Source organism: Aestuariivita sp. (assembly GCF_021404545.1).
Classification (GTDB): Bacteria; Pseudomonadota; Alphaproteobacteria; order Rhodobacterales; family Rhodobacteraceae; genus Aestuariivita.
Genome location: NZ_JAAWWD010000001.1, coordinates 64486 through 83404 on the forward strand (window position 1 = coordinate 64486; position 18919 = coordinate 83404).

Here is an 18919-nt window from a genome sequence, read left to right on the forward strand (position 1 = left end):
TGGTGATCCGACATACCCGCAGACAATCACGCCAGTCAGGGGCTTTCAGCGAAGCCAGACCTCGACCCGGCGGTTGACCTGGCGACCCCAGGCGCTGTCATCGCAGGCCATTGGCAAGGCTTCGCCATAGGCCTCGACCTGAAGAGCGACGCGGTCGGGGTTCACCGTCTCGGCGGCGGCCAGAACCGCATCCCGCACCGCTTCGGCACGCCTGCGTGCAATCGCCAGATTGGCCACCGACGGGCCATCGCCATCGGAAAAGCCGATAAAGCTGAGGCTGCGCGCATCGTATACTCCGGCCTCGATGGCACGTGCCAATTGTTCGATGTTCGAGCGCGATTGCGCGTCCAGGCGGGACGATCCGGCCTCGAACCGAAACGATGTCGTCAGCCGCACCATCGGTCGGAGAGTGCCGACCATCCGCCGCAACTCGCTGAGCGTGACTTCGTCTCCGGCCGCGGATATCGCATTGGCGAAACGATCCCCTTGCCGATTGATGGTGATCTCTTCGGGCGACTGATCCACGAAACCGACCCGTCGGATCACGATCTGCGCTGCAGGTCCGCGCATATAGCTGAGAAATTCGCGTGCCAGTTTCGGCAGGCGCCGGGCGGGCAGATAGAGAAACATCGGCGAGGTCAGCGGATAATCTTCGGTTTTGATAGTGCGCCGCGTCGCCTGGAGGGTGAACCCACACGACCCGCTCAACGTGAGCATCCGCGCATTGCCGACCTCGGCATAGCTCACCAGACCCAGGCCAAAGGGGTCGGTTGTGACCGTGCGCGACAAGGCGCTGGACAACCGATGCCGCACCACACCCTCGGGCAGGGTCAAGGCTTCGGGGCGCAGCAGACGGTCTTCCACCGCTTGCGCGAGACCCGACCCCGCGTCAGGCAAGTGCAGTGTGATCGGGGCATCCGGCCCGCCAAGCTCCGACCAGTTGGTGATCTGACCGGAAAACGCCGCCGCCAGTTCAGGCATCGAGATTGCCTTGACCGGATTGCCCGGCGCCACAATCGGGACCATCGCGTCGAGGGCCAGAACCCGGCTGCGATTGCGATCCGTCATGTCGCCCATCCCAGCGTTGCGCGCCCGTGTCCGTTCCTCGGACCGGATCTCGCGCAGCGCCATGACCACATCCGCCTCATCTGCCAGAAGATCGGCGAACCCTTCATCTGTCGTTGTAATGCGAAAACCGAACCGAGCCACAACCTTGCCCGTTTGGCCATCCCGTAGCGTATAGTCGACGCGCGTGCCCTCGCCCGGCTGACGCGACACGCGCAGCCCGTTGCGCAGCGCGAATCCTTCCAACAAGGCGGGCATCAGGGCCTCTCCCATGGTGGAGGAGCCCGAAAAATCCACCTCGGCAACGAAATCGATCAGGTTGGGACACCCCGGACCGTCGCAGCTCACACCCGATCCATCAACAGTCAGTTCACCATAAATGGTATCGACGCGGTAAAACTCACCGTCAAATCCCAGCAACGTCCCACTGATCTCGACCCCACCATCGGGGGAGGTCAGCGTCACGTCCTGTGCCGCCGTGGCAAAGGGCGCCAGACAAAGAAGAAGCGCGGCGAAGATCGCCGCACCTTTGAAACCAAACATGGCGCCCCGGATAATGCGGATCAGTTGGTCGCGATTTTCAGGTCATCCACCAGATTATTCAACACCAGAAAGTCACCGATCGACGAACATTCCGCCACGGCCAGGGTGATGTACTGGGTTTTGAGCATACCGGTGCCGTCCAACTCCATCGCCTGGGCCTCGATATCTGTCCCGCAGTTCTGCGCCGTCACTTCGACTTCGATGCTAAGCGCGACCTCGCCTGTTTGGGAGGCAGTGCCGGTGGGAAAGGTATAGACCTCGACCAAACGGGGCAGCAGGGCGTCGGAGGTTCCCAGCCGGGTCACAAACCCGCCCTCGCCCAGCGCAGCGGCCGCCACATCGCGGGTGGCACCGGCCCAGACATGACCGGGATCGCCGTAATTCGCACCAAACTCCCGCGCATGCAGCTGGAACCCGGAATCCCCGCGCCATTGCAGAACCACACGGTCATAAAACGGCAGGGAACTGACCTGAGCGGTGGCCACACTGCCTTCGCCATTCTCGAATTCGGCGATCAGAATCGCGGTTTCGGACAGCGCCGGAACAACCACGTCCAGAGAGCCGATTTCATCCGTCACTGCCGAAAACATCATGCCGTTGTGGTGCACAACCACGTTTTCGTTGCCCAGGCATGGTGCCTCGACGGTGAACCGGACCATTGCACCGGCTTCGACCGTCGCGGTCGAGGTGATGTCGCAGACGGTCATAGGCATCTCAGGCTCGGCAGGCATCGCGGGCAGCATGTCGTCCCCCAGTGCTGCGGTGATCACCTCGTTTGCCAGCGACGGCAGGCCAGTTTCGGATGCGGCATCGGGCCGCGTCAGGAGGGCGTCCGCAGATGCCTGGGGCCGTGTTTGCAACTCAAACACCGGCTCGCTGAGTGGCTTGAAATCCGCGCGGCTGACCGCATCCGATTGCTTGGCGACGCCCGGCCCATCCGGCGAGGTGGACTGCATGAAAAACCCAATGCCGATTGCGCAGAGCGCGGTGCCCGCGACGGCGATGATACGCGTTTTGTTTATCATGGCTCGTTACCTCTTCCCTGCCTTGACGGCTTAGGTTTTCAGCAACCTGTCACTCAAAGGCGGCATTCCTGTGTCGCGACAGCGGAACCATCATGACCAAATCGCGGCCTTGTCGTCCGACCGTGATCAGACCAGGCGCCCGTGACAATGCTTGAACTTCTTGCCTGACCCGCATGGACACTTCTCGTTCCGGCCGGGATTGCCCCAGGTCGTAGGATCATCCTCGACAAATCCAGGGCTGGCATCCTCGCTCGGGGCAGCGGACGCTTGAGGCTCTGCGGCGGCTTGCAATTTTTGCTGTTCGGCGGCCATCTGGGCCAGAATCGCGCGCTGCTCATCCTCGGTCATGGGCTTGATATGCGCCAGATGCGTGGTCACATCCTCGCGCAAGCTGTCCAGCAGCCCTTCAAAAAGCTGGAACGATTCGCTCTTGTATTCATTCAGCGGATCGCGTTGCGCATATCCGCGAAAACCCACGACAGACCGCAAATGTTCCAGCGTCAAAAGATGCTCGCGCCACTTGGTGTCGATCGAGTTCAACAGGACCTGCTTTTCGATGTTACGCATCGTGTCGGGGCCAAACTCAACCGCTTTCTTGGCCATATGCTCGTCACTGGCTTTGACCAGTCGCTCGATCATATGCTCGTCGTCCTCGCCCTCTTCATCGGCCCATTCCATGACCGGTACGTCGATGCCCAGCTTTTCGATCACCGCAGCATAAAGCCCTTCTGTGTTCCACTGATCGGCATAGGTCTTGGGCGGCATGTATTGGGTAACCAGGTCCTCGATCACTTGATGGCGCATATCGGCCGAGATTTCGGCCACGTTTTCTGCCGCCATGATCTCGCGCCGCTGACCGAAGATCAGTTTCCGCTGATCGTTCATCACGTCGTCGAATTTCAAGACCTGCTTGCGCATGTCGAAATTGCGGCCTTCGACCTTGGCCTGCGCCCGTTCCAGGGATTTGTTCACCCAAGGGTGAATGATCGCCTCGCCCTCCTTCATGCCCAGCGTCTTGAGCACCTTGTCAAGCCGTTCCGAACCGAAGATCCGCATCAGATCGTCTTCGAGCGAGAGATAGAACGCGGTTTTGCCGGGATCGCCCTGACGGCCCGACCGGCCGCGCAGCTGATTGTCGATTCGGCGGCTTTCGTGCCGTTCCGAGGCCAGAACATAAAGCCCCCCCGCATCCAGCACTTTCTGCTTTTCCTCGGCATGCCGTGCCTCTTCGGCGGCGCGCAGCTCATCAGGGTCGGCATCGGGGTTTTCGGCGATCGCCTGCATCACCTTCATCTCGACATTGCCGCCCAGTTGAATATCGGTGCCACGCCCGGCCATGTTGGTGGCAATCGTGACGGCCCCCAATTTGCCCGCATCGGCGATGATCTGCGCCTCCTGCTCGTGCTGGCGCGCATTCAGGACGTTATGCTTGATGCCCGCTTGCGTCAGCATCTGGCTGAGCTGTTCGGATTTCTCGATCGAGGTGGTGCCAACCAGACAGGGCTGGCCTTTTTCCTGGGCCTTTTCGATCTCTTTGATCATCGCCTCGTATTTCTCGCGCACCGTGCGATAGACCATGTCGTCTCGGTCCTCCCGCGCGATGGGCTTGTGCGTGGGCACTTCGACCACGCCCAGCCCGTAAATCTCGCGAAACTCCTCCGCTTCGGTCGCCGCCGTCCCCGTCATGCCCGCGAGCTTGTTGTAGAGACGGAAAAAGTTCTGAAAGGTCACGCTGGCCAGTGTGACGTTCTCGGGCTTGATATCGACCTGTTCCTTGGCCTCGATCGCCTGATGCAGCCCGTCCGACAGGCGACGACCTGCCATCATGCGTCCGGTAAACTCATCGATCAGCACCACGTTGCCGTCGCGAACGATGTAATCCTTGTCCCGCTGAAACAGCTTATGCGCGCGCAGGCTCTGGTTGATATGATGGACCACGGTCGTGCTTTCTGGATCATAGAGCGATTGCTCCTCCTCCAGCAGGCCGCGGGCATGCAATTGCTGTTCGAGGAATTCGTTACCCTCGTCGGTAAAGGTCACGCTGCGCTGCTTCTCGTCCAATTCGAAATGATCGTCCTGCACTTCGGGGATCAATGCATCGATGGTCTTGTAAAGCTCGGACCGGTCCTGTGCGGGCCCCGAGATGATCAGCGGCGTGCGCGCCTCGTCGATGAGGATCGAATCGACCTCGTCCACGATGGCAAAGAAATGCTCTTTCTGGAAAAGCTGCGCGAGGTCGGATTTCATGTTGTCGCGCAGATAGTCAAAGCCGAACTCATTGTTCGTGCCATAGACAATGTCACTGCCATAGGCGTCCAGCTTGGCCTGGCCGTCCATCCCGGAATAGACAAACCCGGTGGTCATGCCCAACGCGCTATAGACCTGCCCCATCCATTCGCTGTCACGTTTGGCCAGGTAATCGTTCACTGTCACGATATGCACGCTGTTGCCGCTGAGCGCATTCAGATAGGCCGGGAAGGTCGCCACCAGGGTCTTGCCCTCGCCGGTCTTCATCTCGGCGATGTTGCCTTGATGCAGGAAAATCCCCCCCATCAACTGAGTGTCGAACGCATGCAGACCCAGCGCCCGACGTGCCGCTTCGCGGCAATTGGCAAAGGCTTCGGGCAAGAGATCATCAAGGCTCTCACCGCCGGCAAAACGGTCGCGCAATTCCTGAGTTTTGTCGATGAGGCCCTGATCACTCAGCGCTTCACACTCGGGCTCGAGTGCGTTGATCTTTTCGACCACCGGCCTGGTCGCCTTGACCTTGCGGTCATTGGGGGTGCCGAACACCTTTTTGGCGATTGTTCCGAATCCCAGCATGCTCTCTCCAGCCGATGTGACTTTTTCGTGCGCGGGCACATCTTGCCGCCCCCGCACGCAGACCGTAGATACGATGGTGAAGACAGCTCTGCCCAAGCCTCTCAGCGATGTAAGGGGCACGCGAAACAGTGTCAACGCCGCGCCTCTGTGCGGCCCGCAAACAGGACGTATCAATGCGTAAAGGTCTCACTTTCGTGATGGCTCTGGCTCTGACAGGAGCGCTGGCCCTTCCGACGCAGGCTCAGGACACCCCGTCACCCGAAACGGTGGTGGCCACCGTCAATGGGCAGGACATCACATTGGGCCACATGATCATCGCCTTTACGACATTGCCCGCGCAGTATCAGCAGTTGCCGCCCGATCTGCTTTTTGGCGGCATCCTGGATCAACTGATCCGACAATCCGCGCTGGCACAGTCCTTTGAAGGGGAGCCAAGCCTGGCGGCCCGCCTGTCTTTGGAAAACGAGGAACGGTCACTGATGGCCGGCGAAGCGGTAGAGGCGGTGATGGCCAATGCCGTCGACGATGCCGCAATTCAGGCACTCTATAACGAGCGATACGCCAATGGAGTCGGCGGCGAGGAGTATAACGCCTCGCATATTCTGCTCGAGACCGAAGAGGACGCGCTGGCTGCCATCGCCGAGATCGAGGGCGGGGCAGAGTTTGAGGATGTAGCGCGAGAGAGTTCGACTGGCCCCAGCGGTCCGGGCGGGGGGTCTCTGGGATGGTTCGGGCCCGGTCAGATGGTGCCCGATTTCGAGGCCGCGGTGATCGCCCTGGAACCGGGCACGATCTCCGCTCCGGTTCAGACACAGTTCGGCTGGCATGTGATCCTCCTGAACGAAACGCGGATCCAGAACGCACCGCCCTTGGAGGAGGTACGCGCGGAGATCTCTCAGGAACTGCGCCAATCCGCCGTCGAAGCCCATATCGAAGAGCTGGTGGATGCGGCCGATATCGCCACACCCGATGTCAGCACAATCGATCCTGCCACTATCTCGAATCTCGACCTGCTCAGGAACTGACCACGTGGCCGAAATCACCGCCGTCTCGCCGCTGGCGCCAGACCGGTTTCCCGATCTTCCGGTTATCGGCGGCGTCAGCTTTGCCGCGGTTGAGGCAGGTGTCCGGTATCAGGGGCGTACCGATCTGATGCTTGCGGTCCTGTGCCCCGGCACCAGTATCGCGGGGGTCTTTACCAGATCCAGCACCCGCGCCGCTCCGGTTCTGGATTGTCAGGCGAAACTGGGGGGCGACGCCGCTGCGGGGGCCGCAATCCTTGTCAATTCCGGCAACGCCAACGCCTTTACGGGGCAATTTGGCCAAACCTCCGTTCAGCAGATCGTTCGGGCCGTTGCCGACCGTCTCGGCCTGCCACCGGAACGCGTGTTCACATCCTCAACCGGCGTGATCGGCGAGCCGCTTCCGCATGACCGCATCATCGCCAAGCTGGAAGCTTTGGCCGAAACTCAATCACCCGAAGGGATCGCCGCCGCCGCACAGGCGATCATGACCACCGACACATTCCCCAAAGGCGCCGCCCGCAGCGTCGCGGTGGGTGACAAGACGGTGCAGATTGCGGGTATCGCCAAAGGGTCAGGCATGATCGCGCCGGATATGGCGACGATGCTGGTCTATCTCTTTACCGATGCGATGATTGACCAGCCAACCTTGCAAAAGATGGTGTCGCGACTGAATGAACGGACGTTCAACTGCATTACCGTCGACAGTGATACGTCAACCTCGGACACACTGCTGGCCTGTGCGACTGGGGCGTCGGGCTGCGATGTTTCAGGATCGGAGGCCTTCGAGACCGCCTTGCACGACCTTATGCGCGATCTGGCGCATCAGGTGGTACGCGACGGCGAAGGTGCCACGAAATTCGTTGAAATCGTGATCACAGGGGCCGCAACAGATGGTGACGCCCACATACATGGTTTGGCAATCGCCAATTCTCCATTGGTCAAAACGGCGATCGCCGGAGAGGATCCGAACTGGGGCCGGGTGGTCATGGCCATCGGCAAATCAGGCGCACCGGCCGACAGGGATCGGCTGAGCATCCGGTTCGGCACCGTGACCGTGGCCGAAAAAGGCTGGGTCAGCCCGGATTATCGGGAGGAAGAGGCCGCCGCTCATATGAAACAAGCCGACATATCGATTCATGTCGATCTTGGTCTGGGGGATGGCGCCGCCACGGTCTGGACCTGCGATCTGACACACGGCTATATCTCGATCAACGCGGATTATCGCTCGTGAGGAAGACTGTTCTGGTCTCAGCCGTGGCGCTGATTGATCTCGACGGGCGCGTTCTGCTGGCCCAGCGCCCCGAGGGCAAGACCATGGCCGGGTTGTGGGAGTTTCCCGGCGGCAAGGTCGAGATGGGCGAGACACCCGAAACCGCCCTGATCCGTGAACTGGAGGAGGAGTTGGGGATCAACACCTGGTCCTCCTGCCTGGCCCCGCTGACCTTTGCCAGCCACAGCTATGAGGATTTTCATTTGCTCATGCCGCTGTTCGCCTGCCGGAAATGGGAGGGAACACCGATGTCACGAGAGGGTCAGGCGCTGAAATGGGTACGCGCACAAGATCTGCGAAACTATCCGATGCCCGAGGCGGACGTACCGCTGATCCCGATCTTGCGCGACTGGTTGTAAGGGGAAAACTTGGCATATATGCCACGGCTCATGGCATTTGCACAACATTTGGTCGCTATTTCGAGAGCATGCCTGAATTTTGTAACACATCTGTATATTCTTTCTTAACCTTCCTTCCTGTAGGCTTTGAGGATTAGCTGGTTGGGGAAAGAGACATGCTAAGAACCATAACTGTCGGCAGTTGCATTTCAGTCCAAGGTACCTTTGTCGGATCCTTGCCGGACGGCAGAATCGCCGTTCGTGTTGGAGAGACGGTGTACAAGGGATTCCCGGTGGCAAAGGCCGCCTGACGAAGCGGCGCGCGCGAAAAAGGGCAACCGATAGGCTGCCCTTTGTCCACAAGGCAAACCGAATTGATCGGTCGACCTGATTGCCTGATTCGTCAGGAAAGCGTCCGTGTCACTTCTTCGCGCTCGAAGATCTCGATGACATCGCCTTCGCGAATGTCCTCGTAATTCTCGAATGCCATACCACATTCTTGACCGGACTGCACTTCGGCCACTTCATCTTTGAAGCGCTTCAGCGTTTTCAGCGTGCCTTCGTGGATCACCACATCGTCGCGCAGCAACCGCACACCTGCGGACCGGCGGGCAACCCCTTCGGTCACCAGACACCCGGCAACCTTGCCGACGCCCGACACCTTGAACACCTCTTTGATTGACGCATAGCCAATGAAGTTCTCGCGCACCTCGGCCGAAAGCAGGCCCGATGCGGCGGCTTTGACGTCGTCCACCAGATCGTAGATGACCGAGTAATAGCGGATCTCGACCCCTTTCTGGTTGGCTGAATTGCGCGCAGGCGCGTTGGCCCGCACATTGAACCCGATCACCGGCGCGCCAGATGCTTCGGCAAGGCCGATATCGGATTCTGTAATCGCACCAACGCCCGAATGCAGCACGCGCACGCGCACCTCGTCATTGCCGATCTTCTCCATCGCCTGAACGATCGCCTCGGCAGACCCCTGCACATCGGCTTTCACCAGAATGGGCAACTCGGAGACAGTTTCATCCGCTTTGGCCTTGGCCAAAAGCTGATCCAGTGTTGTCGCGGCTCCGGCAGCAGCCCGTTTGTCCTTGGCGGCCTGTTCGCGATACTCCGCGATCTCACGCGCTTGCGCTTCGGTATCCACAACATTGAGAACATCGCCCGCTTCGGGTGTGCCGTTCAGACCCAGCACCTCGACCGGGACCGACGGACCGGCCTCCTTGACGCGGTCGCCCTTGTCGTTCTCCATCGCGCGGACCTTGCCCCACTGTTCGCCGACGACAAAGATGTCGCCCTGACGCAGCGTGCCGTTCTGCACCAGAACGGTGGCTACGGGGCCACGGCCTACGTCAAGCTGCGCCTCGATCACCGCCCCTTGCGCGGCGCGATCCGGGTTGGATTGCAGCTCAAGCAGTTCGGCCTGGAGGGCAATCGCCTCCAGAAGCTGATCCAGCCCCTGGCCCGAGATCGCCGACACCTCGACATCCTGCACTTCGCCGGACATCTTTTCGACGATCACCTCATGTTGCAGAAGATCGGTGCGCACCTTGTCCGGGTTCGCCTCGGGCTTGTCGATCTTGTTGATCGCCACGATCATCGGCACTTCGGCGGCCTTGGCATGATTGATCGCCTCAACGGTCTGCGGCATTACCGCATCATCGGCGGCCACCACCAGAACCACGATATCGGTGACCTGCGCCCCGCGCGAGCGCATCGACGTAAACGCCGCGTGGCCCGGTGTATCCAGGAAGGTCAGAATCTGCCCATCCGACGCCTTTACCTGATAGGCGCCGATATGCTGGGTGATCCCGCCAGCCTCACCACTGGTGACGTTGGCGTTGCGGATCGCATCCAGAAGCGAGGTCTTGCCGTGGTCCACATGACCCATCACGGTGATGACAGGCGGTCGCGGCTTGAGGTCTTTCTCGTCATCTACGATCTGCGCGATCACATCCTCAACATCGGCATCCGACACGCGGACAACCTTGTGGCCAAACTCTTCGATGATCAGTTCGGCGGTGTCGGCGTCGATGGACTGGTTCTGCGTGACCATCATGCCCATCTGCATCAGCGATTTGACGACCTCGCCCACCCGTTCGGCCATCCGGTTTGCAAGCTCCGAGACCACGATGGTTTCTGGCAGCTGCACATCGCGCACGACCTTTTCACGCTCGACCGAGCCGCCCATGGCTTTCTGACGGGCACGTTCCTGCTTGCGCTTCATCGCAGCCATGGAGCGTTGCCGCCCACCTTCGCCACCAGAGAGGGCCTGGTTGAGGGTCAGTTTGCCCGACCGGCGATTGTTATCGTCGCTGCGGCCCTTGCCACTCCGGTTGCGGTCATCGCGGTCGCGATCCGTTTTACGAGGGGTTGAAACCGGCTTGGCACGTGTGTCTTTCTCGACCGCAGGCGCGGCGGCGGGTTCGGTTGCCGCCCGGCGTGCCTTTTCTTCGGTCTCCTTGCGCTGGCGCTCTTCTTCCTCGGCCTTGGCCTTGGCTCTTTCCTCGCGCTCGCGCTCTTCGCGCTCCTTGGCTTCGGCCTCGGCGCGGCGGCGATCACGCTCTTCTGCGCGGGCTTTTTCATCTGCCGCACGCTTGGCGATTTCTTCAGTCTCGCGCGCTTTGGCCGCTTGAACCGCTTTCAGGCGCCGCTCCATCTCTGCATCAGAGATACCGGCTGGCCGCCGGGACGGATCGCCCAATTGCGCAGAGCCCGATGACGCAGCAGGTTTGGCTGTACCCGGCTTGGGCACAACCACGCGTTTCCGCTTGGTTTCCACCACGACATTCTTGGTACGCCCGTGGCTGAAACTCTGTTTCACGCTGCCAGGACGCGCGCCACCGCGCAAACCCAATGTCTTTTTGCCGTCACTATCGCTCATTAAGCTCTTTTTCCTTCCCGATGGCCGCTGCCACCGTCCGTTTGTCGCACGCCTTTTAGTCGCTGGGCTTCCTCTACAACACGTTTGGTGAGTCCACCAGAGGCGAGCGCTGCATGTATCACAGTTTCCCGGCCAAAGGCCATGCCCAGCTCATCCGCGCTCAGGAACCCGATATAGGTGCCGAAATGCGGCGTGCTGAGTTTCGATTTACCCCGTTCAGACCCGTCCATGGCCTGGATCAAAACCTCGGCCTCTTCCTTGGCGAGCCAGTCTTTCACTTTTTCATACCCGGCGACCGCAGCACCGGATTTCCGGGCCAGGCTGATCAGATCCACAACCCGGCGTATCAGTTGCCGTTCAACCTCGGCCACGAGATCGCCCTCGACGCGCGCCGCCGTCTTCAGCCCGCGCGCAAAAAGCTTCTTTGCCACGGCCTTGTCGAGGGCGGCGCGTGTCGCACTCACATAAACACCCCGCCCGGGCAGCTTGCCCAGAACATCCGGCACGACCTGCGCATCCGGTCCCAGAACAAAACGGATCAGGCCGGACTTCGGCTGAACCTCGCCCGTGGCAATGCACTTGCGGTCTGGACCTTCGCTATGATCCTTGGAGGCGCCACCGCGACCCATGTGATGCCCTCGGAGCCTGAGATCAGGCCCCGGCCTCCTCGGTCTGCTCTTCGCCCTCTTCGGCCTCGGCGTCTTCAGCTTCCAGATCCGCCGGATCGACCCAGCCCAGAAGGATACGCGCCGTCATAACCATATGCTGCGCTTCTTCAAGCGAGACGTCAAAGGGTTCGAGTATCCCGTCATCCTTGACCCGCTCGCCCTCAACAGTTGTCCAGCCGCCGGCCAGTTCCCAGTCAGCGCATGTGGCAAAGTCTTCCAGCGTTTTGACGTCATCTTTCGCCAATGCCTCAACCATTTGGGGTGTCAGGCCCTCAAATTCAATAAGGCTCTCCTCAACGCCCAGCGCTTTGGCATTCTCCAGCGCCGCCTTGTTCTGCGCCTCCAGATAATCGCGCGCACGTGCTTGCAACTCTTCGGCGGTGCTTTCATCCACGCCGTCAATCACCAACAGCTCATCCCGCTCGACATAGGCCACCTCTTCGAGATTGGTGAACCCTTCCGAAACCAGAAGCTGTGCAAAGAACTCGTCAAGGTCGAGCGTATCCATGAACAGCTGCGTGCGTTCCTCGAATTCCTTCTGACGGCGCGCGCTTTCCTCTTCCTCGGTCATGATGTCGATATCGAGATTGGTCAGCTGGCTGGCCAGACGCACGTTCTGACCGCGACGGCCGATGGCGAGGCTCAGTTGCTCTTCGGGGACCACAACCTCGATCTTGCCCGCTTCCTCGTCCAGAACCACCTTGGATACTTCGGCCGGTTGCAGGGCGTTCACCAGGAAGGTCGGCTGATCCTCGTTCCAGGGAATGATGTCAATCTTTTCGCCCTGAAGCTCGTTCACGACAGCCTGCACACGGCTGCCGCGCATGCCCACGCAGGCGCCCACCGGGTCGATGGAGCTGTCATAGGAAATCACCGCGATCTTGGCGCGGCTGCCGGGGTCGCGGGCGACGGCCTTGATCTCGATGATGCCGTCGTAGATCTCCGGCACTTCCATCTTGAACAGCTCGGCCATGAATTCCGGCGCGGTGCGCGACAGGAAAATCTGCGGCCCGCGGGGCTCACGCCGCACATCCTTGATATAGACGCGGATGCGGTCATTGGGGCGGTACGATTCGCGACCGATCTTTTCGTTGCGGCGCAGGATCGCTTCGCCCGCACCCACATCGACGATGACGTTGCCATATTCTTCGCGCTTGACCTGACCGTTGATGATCGTGCCTGCGCGGTCCTTGAACTCCTCGAACTGACGCTCCCGCTCGGCCTCCCGCACTTTTTGCAGGATGACCTGCTTGGCCGATTGCGCGGCGATCCGGCCCATATCGACCGGAGGCACTTCCTCGACAAAAGTGTCACCGACGGCGGGGTTCTGCATGTACTGCTTGGCCTGCTCCACGGTGAACTCGGCCTGGTAATTCTCCAGTTCCTCATCCTCGACCACGGTGCGCACGCGGGTAAAGGTCGCCTTACCGGTCTTGCGGTCGATCGACACGCGGATATCCATCTCTGCGCCATAGCGGGACTTGGCTGCCCGGGCGAGGCTTTCTTCCATCGCCTCGATCACCAGACCGGGTTCGATCATCTTTTCGCGGGCCACGGCCTCGGCGGTTTGCAACAGCTCAAGCTGGTTTGCAGAGGTAATTGCCATGTCTTCAGTCCTCCTGAGGAGACGTTTCGGTCTCGATGTCGCCCCCCAGGGGCGCCTCTGTTTCTATATCGTCAAATGCGGTCTCGTTCAGCGTTCCAGCAGATTTGCGCTGCCGCAGCATTTCCTTGATCAGATCGTCGGTCAGCACCAATTTGGCATCGCTGAGCCAGGCAAAGTCCAGCCCAATCGTGCCCTCTTCGACATTGATCAGAACCTCGGTGCCCTCAACGCCCGCCAGAACCCCCTTGAACCGGCGGCGCCCACCTTGCAGTTCAGCAGTCTCCAGCTTGGCCTCATACCCCTCGAACATGTCGAAATCCTTGAGACGGGTCAGCGGGCGGTCGATGCCGGGGCTGGACACCTCCAGCGTATAGGCATCCAGAATCGGGTCTTCGACATCCAGTGTGGCGCTGATCGCGTTCGAGATGCGCGCGCAATCATCCACCTCGATCCCGCCTTCGGGTTTATCGGCCATAATCTGCAAGGTCGTGGTCTTGCCCGACATCAGACGCACACGCACCAACTCGAACCCCATGTCTTCCATGACAGGGGAAATGATCTCGGCCATCCGGCGATCCATAGCAGATTTGGCGATCAGATCGTTGCTCATCACTCTCTGGGTCTTTGATATGCAGGCACAAAAAAAACGGGCGCGCGGCCCGTTACACTTTCCGGTGGAGCGTCTGGTGTGGACCCGAACGCGCCGCTGTTGAAAGCGATATACGTGTGCGGAGGTGAGTCTGCAACCCCTTTGGATCGGGCAGGCGCTAAATCAGGCCATCCACCATCTTTGGGCGATGCGGCCATCATCCAGCGCAGAGCGCGTGCCGATCTGTCGCGGCACGCCGACGCCCTGCCGCGCGGCCAGTTCCAGCGCTTTGGCATCCGGGTGCAAAAACAGCGCCGCGGTATCGCCCAAACTGGCCGCCTGCGGCAGGTCGGCCACGTCGACAAACCCATCGCGCAACGCCTCCGCCCGCACCGCAGCATCGGGAATCACTGCGATCTCGACGCTGTCGAACCACCCGGCCTGGCCGTCCTTGTAATGCGGCTTTACCCGCTGGCCCAGGAAATGCCGATCATCCTGATATCGTTGCGCCTTGTAGAGGCCGGTGCCAACAGGCATCTCACCCCAGCGACCGCCCGGCCGCATGACAAGATCCGGATCGGCCAGCAGATAGGGCAGTTGCGGGTTGGACGCGTCCAAGTGAATGCGCAGGCTGTGATCCCCCGCGACCTCGATTCCGGCGGCGCCGAACCCGCTCAGTGAGCGCCGCGCATCCTCGGCGGCAAAGGCCTGACCATCATGGAACGTCACCCCCGGTCGCAACTGCAAGACCCAATCGCGCGCATGGGTATCGCTGTCCCAGGACAGGGCCAGTTCCCCACGCAACAGCCCGTCGGGACCGACCTCTGTCAGAGTGTCGTAAACCGCTCCACGCAGCGCCATCTTAAACCGCGCATCCATCCGTGGTACGGCCAGACGCAGCCTGCCACCGCGACGCGGTGCCGCCTCAAGCGAAACGCCGGTCGCCGCCAGCAAGGCTGCGGCGGCACCCGAGGTAAACAGAGCACGGCGATCGAGACGCGACATGCTACAGCACCTCCTCGGCGATCTGATCCATCACGCGGACAAGCTCCGAACTGATCCCCGGCTCGCTCAGCGCATGGCCCGCATTGCGGATCATCTTGAGCTGACAGGCGGGCCACAGCTCTGCCAGGCGATAGGCCGAGCTGGGCGGGCAGATCATGTCATACCGGCCCTGCACGATCACCGCAGGAATATGGGAAATCCGGCCCATATGCGCCAGAATTTGCCCATCGAATTCCAGAAACCCGCCATTGATGAAATAGTGATTCTCCAACCGCGCGAACGCCCGCGCATACTCGCCCGGGCTTTCGCCGGATGAGCCGTTGGAATGGATCGACGCCAGCGCATTCTCCCAGGCAGACCAGGCCCGGGCATAGCGTGTCTCCTGGCTCAGATCGCCGGAAAAGAGGCGGCGGTTATAGGCACGGATCAGATCGTCACGCTCGTCAGACGGGATGAGAGAGACAAAGCGTCCCCAGGTCTCAGGCCAGAATTTGCCCGCCCCACCGCCATAGAACCAGTCCAGCTCGACCCGTGTCATCAGGAATACACCGCGCAGAATCATCCGCAACACACGGTCGGGATGTTCCTGCGCATAGATCAACGAGAGGGTCGCGCCCCAACTGCCGCCAAAGACACACCACTGTTCGATCCCCAATGTCCGGCGGATCCGCTCGATATCTTCGACCAAATGCCAGGTGGTATTGTTGATCACCGACGCATGAGGTCGCGACCGGCCGCATCCGCGCTGATCGAATAGAATCACCCGGTAAACGTGTGGATCGAAATACCGCCGCATCGCCGGACTGCATCCGCCACCCGGCCCGCCATGCAGCACCACAACCGGTATCCCATTGGGATCGCCGCATTGTTCGACATAGATCTGGTGCCCTTGCCCCACGTCAAGCATACGCTGATCGAACGGGTCGATCGGCGGGTAGAGATATTGCACTGCGCGCTTTTGATCCGCGATTTTGTCCATTACTGCCCTATATAGATCGCGACAGATAAAAGATCACATGGAGACAGGAATGCAAGCGCAACAAACCACTGTTGACCCCGCAGAGATCGCAAAATTTGAAGCGATGGCGGCAGAGTGGTGGGATCCTGCGGGCAAATTCAAGCCGCTGCATATGCTCAACCCCTGTCGGCTGGACTATATCACCGGCCAGATTGCCGGAGAGTTCGATCGCGACCTGACAGGGGCCGAGCCATTCACGGGTCTGCGCATCCTCGATATCGGCTGCGGTGGCGGGTTGCTGTGTGAACCGATGGCGCGCCTGGGTGCGACCGTGGTGGGTGCGGATGCCGCCGAGCGCAATATCCCCGTGGCGCGGGTGCATGCCGAAAAGTCCGGGCTTGAGATCGAGTATCGCCACACCACCGCCGAAGACATGGCCGCCGCAGGCGAGCAGTTCGACGTGGTGCTGAACATGGAAGTGGTCGAGCATGTGGCCAATCCGCTCTCGTATCTGACCGCCTGCCAGCAATTGTTGCGACCCGGCGGGTTGCACATCTGTTCAACGATCAACCGCAATCCAAAAAGCTTTGCAATGGCGATTGTGGGCGCGGAATATGTCATGCGCTGGCTGCCCAAAGGCACCCATGAATGGTCGAAATTCATCACGCCCGATGAGCTTTTCGATCTGATGTCGCAGGCGGGCCTGACCCCGGTGGACCGCAAGGGATTTGTGTTCAACCCCGTTAGCTGGAGCTGGAAGATCTCGGATCGGGATCTGAGCGTGAACTATGTGACGGCAGCGCTGAAACCGGCCTAAACTCCGCTCTCCAGCTTGCCGCGCAGCTCTCGCAGGATCGGCAGTGCGGCACGCACCTTGTCGCCGCCCAGATCGCCCACCAGCTCTGTCAGCATCGGCGTAATCGAAGAGATCGCCTGGTCCCGTGCACGCCTGCCTGCCGGGCTGATCGCCACCATCTTGCGCCGCGCGTCATCCCAATCGGGGCGGATGTGCACATAACCCGCCCATTCCAGTTTCGACAGCGTATTGGTCATCGCCCCACGTGTGACATGAAACGATTTGGCCAACTGGGCAGGCGTTCGTTCATCGGCGATAAACGCCAGATGGTTCAGGACAGAGAAATGCGAAATCTCCATGCCTTTGGGCAACACCCGGCTCAACCGATTTCGCAAAAGCTGATCGGCGGTGAGAATTTCACTGAACAAGGTGACGGCAAGGGCGCCGGTATCATCTGTCATCTACGGATCATCGAACGGTCGAACATGGCTCAGCGAGGGCACTTTGCGCCGCGCCTCGTCTACTGAGCTATCATCAAGTTCAAAAAAGTGAATACCGCACGTCGTCCCACCGTCAGCCAACACCTCGCCCCAGGGGGAAACCGCAAGGGAGTGGCCATAGGTGCGCCGCGCGCGCCCCCGTGTGACCGCGTGATCGCCCGTCTGGGCGGGTGCCAGCACGTAACAGCCAGTCTCGATGGCGCGCGCGCGCAGCAAAGCGTGCCAATGCGCAGCACCGGTGACAGGAGAGAATGCCGACGGCACGGTCAGAATGCGCGCCCCCGCCCGCGCCAGCGTCTGGTAGAGATGCGGAAACCGGACATCGTAGCAAATGGTCATGCCAATGGCGCCAAACGGGGTCTGCGCCAGCACTGCGCGATCCCCGGGTCGGTAACCTGCCGATTCGCGATAGGTCTCGGCCTCGCTCACCTGTACGTCGAACATGTGGATCTTGTCATACCAGGCGGCAATGGCGCCATTGGGGTCGATCAGAAAGGACCGGTTTGCAAACCGTCCATCCGCGTCGCCTGTTTTGAGCGCCAGAGATCCGATTAGCAACCAAATGCCCAAATCCGCCGCCTGCGCCCGAAGTGCGGCAAGTGTCGGATCCTCCTCCTGTATCCGCAGGACCTGGGCCTGCTGCGTCCGGCTGCCCGAAACGCAATTGGTCACCTCCGGCGTCAGCAAGAATCCGGCGCCCTCACCGGCGGCCTGCGCGATCAGGGCAGTCGTTTCGGCCAGATTGACCTTCGGGTTGTCGCCGGACGTCAGTTGAATCAGGGCGCCCCGCATCACGCGGCCAGCAGGCCATCCAGCTTGCCTGCCCGTTCCAGCGCATAAAGATCGTCGCACCCGCCCACATGTGTCTCACCGATAAAGATCTGCGGCACGGTACGCCCGCCATTGGCGCGCTGGATCATCTCGGCCTTGCGGTCAGGTTCGGCCCAGACGTCGATCTCGGCAAAGCTGACGCCTTTCTTGCCCAAAAGCCGCTTGGCCGCATGACAGAACCCGCACAAGGGCGAAGTATAGATTTCAACCGGTTGCATATTCACGAACACCCCTTTGATCCAGTGCCTTTGTCAGGGATTTAGGTGTCCTTTGCAACGCGCGCCAGTGTTAGGGTGAAAACCGGCCCGCTACCCGCAGCGAGGCAGGCATGCGTGGCTGCCGTCAGCGTCGCACCGGATGTCATCACATCGTCAATCAGCAAGACAGGCCTGTCCGCGAGCTGTTTCCGCCTTCGCGGATGCACCTTGATCGCGTTTTCTAGAACGTCAAACCGCTCAACCACGGTCTTGTGATCCAGCGGCTGGGTCTTGCGCCCGCGCAATAGCAGATCGGGGCAAGTCGCATGGCCGGTGCGATCGGCGAGCGCATGGGCCAGCAGCGCGGATTGATTGAATGTCCGGTGAAACAGGCGCGTCCAATGCAGCGGAACCGGAGCGATCAGCATATCTTTGTCAAATAGATCGGCGCCCGCGCGTTGCATCCAGGCCGCACTTGCCAGCGCAATCTCGGCCCGACCGCCGTGTTTCAGCGCCAGAACCATGCGCCTCCCCAAGTCGCGATAAAGCAGCGCCGCACGCCCCGCCGTCCAGGGGCGCGGCGTCTTGAGACAGTCGTCGCACTGCACCGCAACCCCGTCCGATACCCCCGGAAGGGGCACACCGCAGGCGTCGCAGACCAGCCCGACAATGAACGGTGTCTGGCCCCAACACGCGCCACAGAGCGCAAAATCAGATTCTACCATCCCGCCGCAGCCGACACAGCGCGGCGGAAAGACAACACTTATTGCGGTTTGAAACCCCGGTCTCATGA

17 protein-coding genes are annotated in these 18919 nt (G+C 60.7%); 4 read left to right on the top strand and 13 right to left on the bottom strand.

Annotation, left to right across the window (positions count from 1 at the left end):
* Positions 1-45 precede the first annotated feature (45 nt).
* From HEP69_RS00340 to secA, 3 genes are all read right to left on the bottom strand, one after another.
* Positions 46-1608: a phosphate ABC transporter substrate-binding/OmpA family protein gene (locus tag HEP69_RS00340; RefSeq protein WP_290556520.1), complete on the bottom strand. Its 1563-nt coding sequence runs from the start codon at positions 1606-1608 to the stop codon at positions 46-48.
* Between the two features lie 20 nt (positions 1609-1628).
* Complete coding sequence (locus HEP69_RS00345) at positions 1629-2633, bottom strand: hypothetical protein (protein ID WP_290556521.1); 1005 nt, start codon at positions 2631-2633, stop codon at positions 1629-1631.
* Between the two features lie 126 nt (positions 2634-2759).
* Positions 2760-5456, bottom strand: a complete 2697-nt coding sequence (gene secA, locus HEP69_RS00350; protein WP_290556522.1) for a preprotein translocase subunit SecA — start codon at positions 5454-5456, stop codon at positions 2760-2762.
* A 173-nt stretch (positions 5457-5629) separates the two neighbouring features.
* On the opposite strand from secA, the gene HEP69_RS00355 reads away from it, so the two are divergent.
* The 3 genes from HEP69_RS00355 to mutT are packed head-to-tail and all read left to right on the top strand — an operon-like array spanning position 5630 to position 8110.
* Complete coding sequence (locus HEP69_RS00355; protein WP_290556523.1) at positions 5630-6481, top strand: peptidylprolyl isomerase; 852 nt, start codon at positions 5630-5632, stop codon at positions 6479-6481.
* Positions 6482-6485: 4 nt separating this feature from the next.
* Positions 6486-7712 (top strand): bifunctional glutamate N-acetyltransferase/amino-acid acetyltransferase ArgJ, encoded by a 1227-nt coding sequence (gene argJ, locus HEP69_RS00360; RefSeq protein ID WP_290556524.1) that lies wholly within the window; start codon positions 6486-6488, stop codon positions 7710-7712.
* Entirely contained in the window at positions 7709-8110 is a 402-nt protein-coding gene (mutT, locus tag HEP69_RS00365; protein WP_290556525.1) for an 8-oxo-dGTP diphosphatase MutT, read from the top strand. The genes argJ and mutT overlap by 4 nt, the downstream gene beginning before the upstream one ends.
* A gap of 382 nt (positions 8111-8492) precedes the next feature.
* Here the strand turns inward: mutT and infB are convergent, their stop codons facing one another.
* The 6 genes from infB to pip all read right to left on the bottom strand — a co-directional run bounded on the left by infB (position 8493) and on the right by pip (position 15823).
* Entirely contained in the window at positions 8493-10976 is a 2484-nt protein-coding gene (gene infB / locus HEP69_RS00370) for a translation initiation factor IF-2 (protein WP_290556526.1), read from the bottom strand.
* Positions 10976-11605: an RNA-binding protein gene (locus HEP69_RS00375; protein ID WP_290556527.1), complete on the bottom strand. Its 630-nt coding sequence runs from the start codon at positions 11603-11605 to the stop codon at positions 10976-10978. The genes infB and HEP69_RS00375 overlap by 1 nt, the downstream gene beginning before the upstream one ends.
* 22 nt (positions 11606-11627) lie before the next feature.
* Complete coding sequence (gene nusA / locus HEP69_RS00380; protein WP_290556528.1) at positions 11628-13250, bottom strand: transcription termination factor NusA; 1623 nt, start codon at positions 13248-13250, stop codon at positions 11628-11630.
* A 4-nt stretch (positions 13251-13254) separates the two neighbouring features.
* A complete protein-coding gene (gene rimP / locus HEP69_RS00385; protein WP_290556529.1) occupies positions 13255-13860 on the bottom strand; it encodes a ribosome maturation factor RimP in 606 nt (201 codons plus the stop codon).
* 162 nt (positions 13861-14022) lie between these two features.
* The gene (locus HEP69_RS00390) at positions 14023-14844 is read right to left on the bottom strand and encodes an ABC transporter substrate-binding protein (RefSeq protein ID WP_290556530.1); all 822 of its coding nucleotides are present in this window, start codon (positions 14842-14844) and stop codon (positions 14023-14025) included.
* Between the two features lies 1 nt (position 14845).
* Positions 14846-15823 carry a prolyl aminopeptidase gene (gene pip, locus HEP69_RS00395; protein ID WP_290556531.1) on the bottom strand — a complete coding sequence of 326 codons (978 nt, stop codon included), beginning with the start codon at positions 15821-15823 and terminating at the stop codon, positions 14846-14848.
* A 49-nt stretch (positions 15824-15872) separates the two neighbouring features.
* On the opposite strand from pip, the gene ubiG reads away from it, so the two are divergent.
* A complete protein-coding gene (gene ubiG / locus HEP69_RS00400; RefSeq protein ID WP_290556532.1) occupies positions 15873-16619 on the top strand; it encodes a bifunctional 2-polyprenyl-6-hydroxyphenol methylase/3-demethylubiquinol 3-O-methyltransferase UbiG in 747 nt (248 codons plus the stop codon).
* Here the strand turns inward: ubiG and HEP69_RS00405 are convergent.
* Genes HEP69_RS00405 through HEP69_RS00420 form a run of 4 tightly spaced genes read right to left on the bottom strand, consistent with a single transcriptional unit; the run spans position 16616 to position 18917 of the window.
* Positions 16616-17059, bottom strand: a complete 444-nt coding sequence (locus HEP69_RS00405; RefSeq protein ID WP_290556533.1) for a MarR family winged helix-turn-helix transcriptional regulator — start codon at positions 17057-17059, stop codon at positions 16616-16618. The two genes, ubiG and HEP69_RS00405, sit on opposite strands and share 4 nt — an antisense overlap.
* Positions 17060-17890 carry a carbon-nitrogen hydrolase family protein gene (locus HEP69_RS00410; RefSeq protein ID WP_290556534.1) on the bottom strand — a complete coding sequence of 277 codons (831 nt, stop codon included), beginning with the start codon at positions 17888-17890 and terminating at the stop codon, positions 17060-17062.
* Positions 17890-18147 (bottom strand): glutaredoxin 3, encoded by a 258-nt coding sequence (grxC, locus tag HEP69_RS00415; RefSeq protein ID WP_290556535.1) that lies wholly within the window; start codon positions 18145-18147, stop codon positions 17890-17892. The genes HEP69_RS00410 and grxC overlap by 1 nt, the downstream gene beginning before the upstream one ends.
* Positions 18148-18188: 41 nt before the next feature.
* Positions 18189-18917, bottom strand: a complete 729-nt coding sequence (locus HEP69_RS00420) for a ComF family protein (protein ID WP_366111285.1) — start codon at positions 18915-18917, stop codon at positions 18189-18191.
* Between the last annotated feature and the right edge of the window lie 2 nt (positions 18918-18919).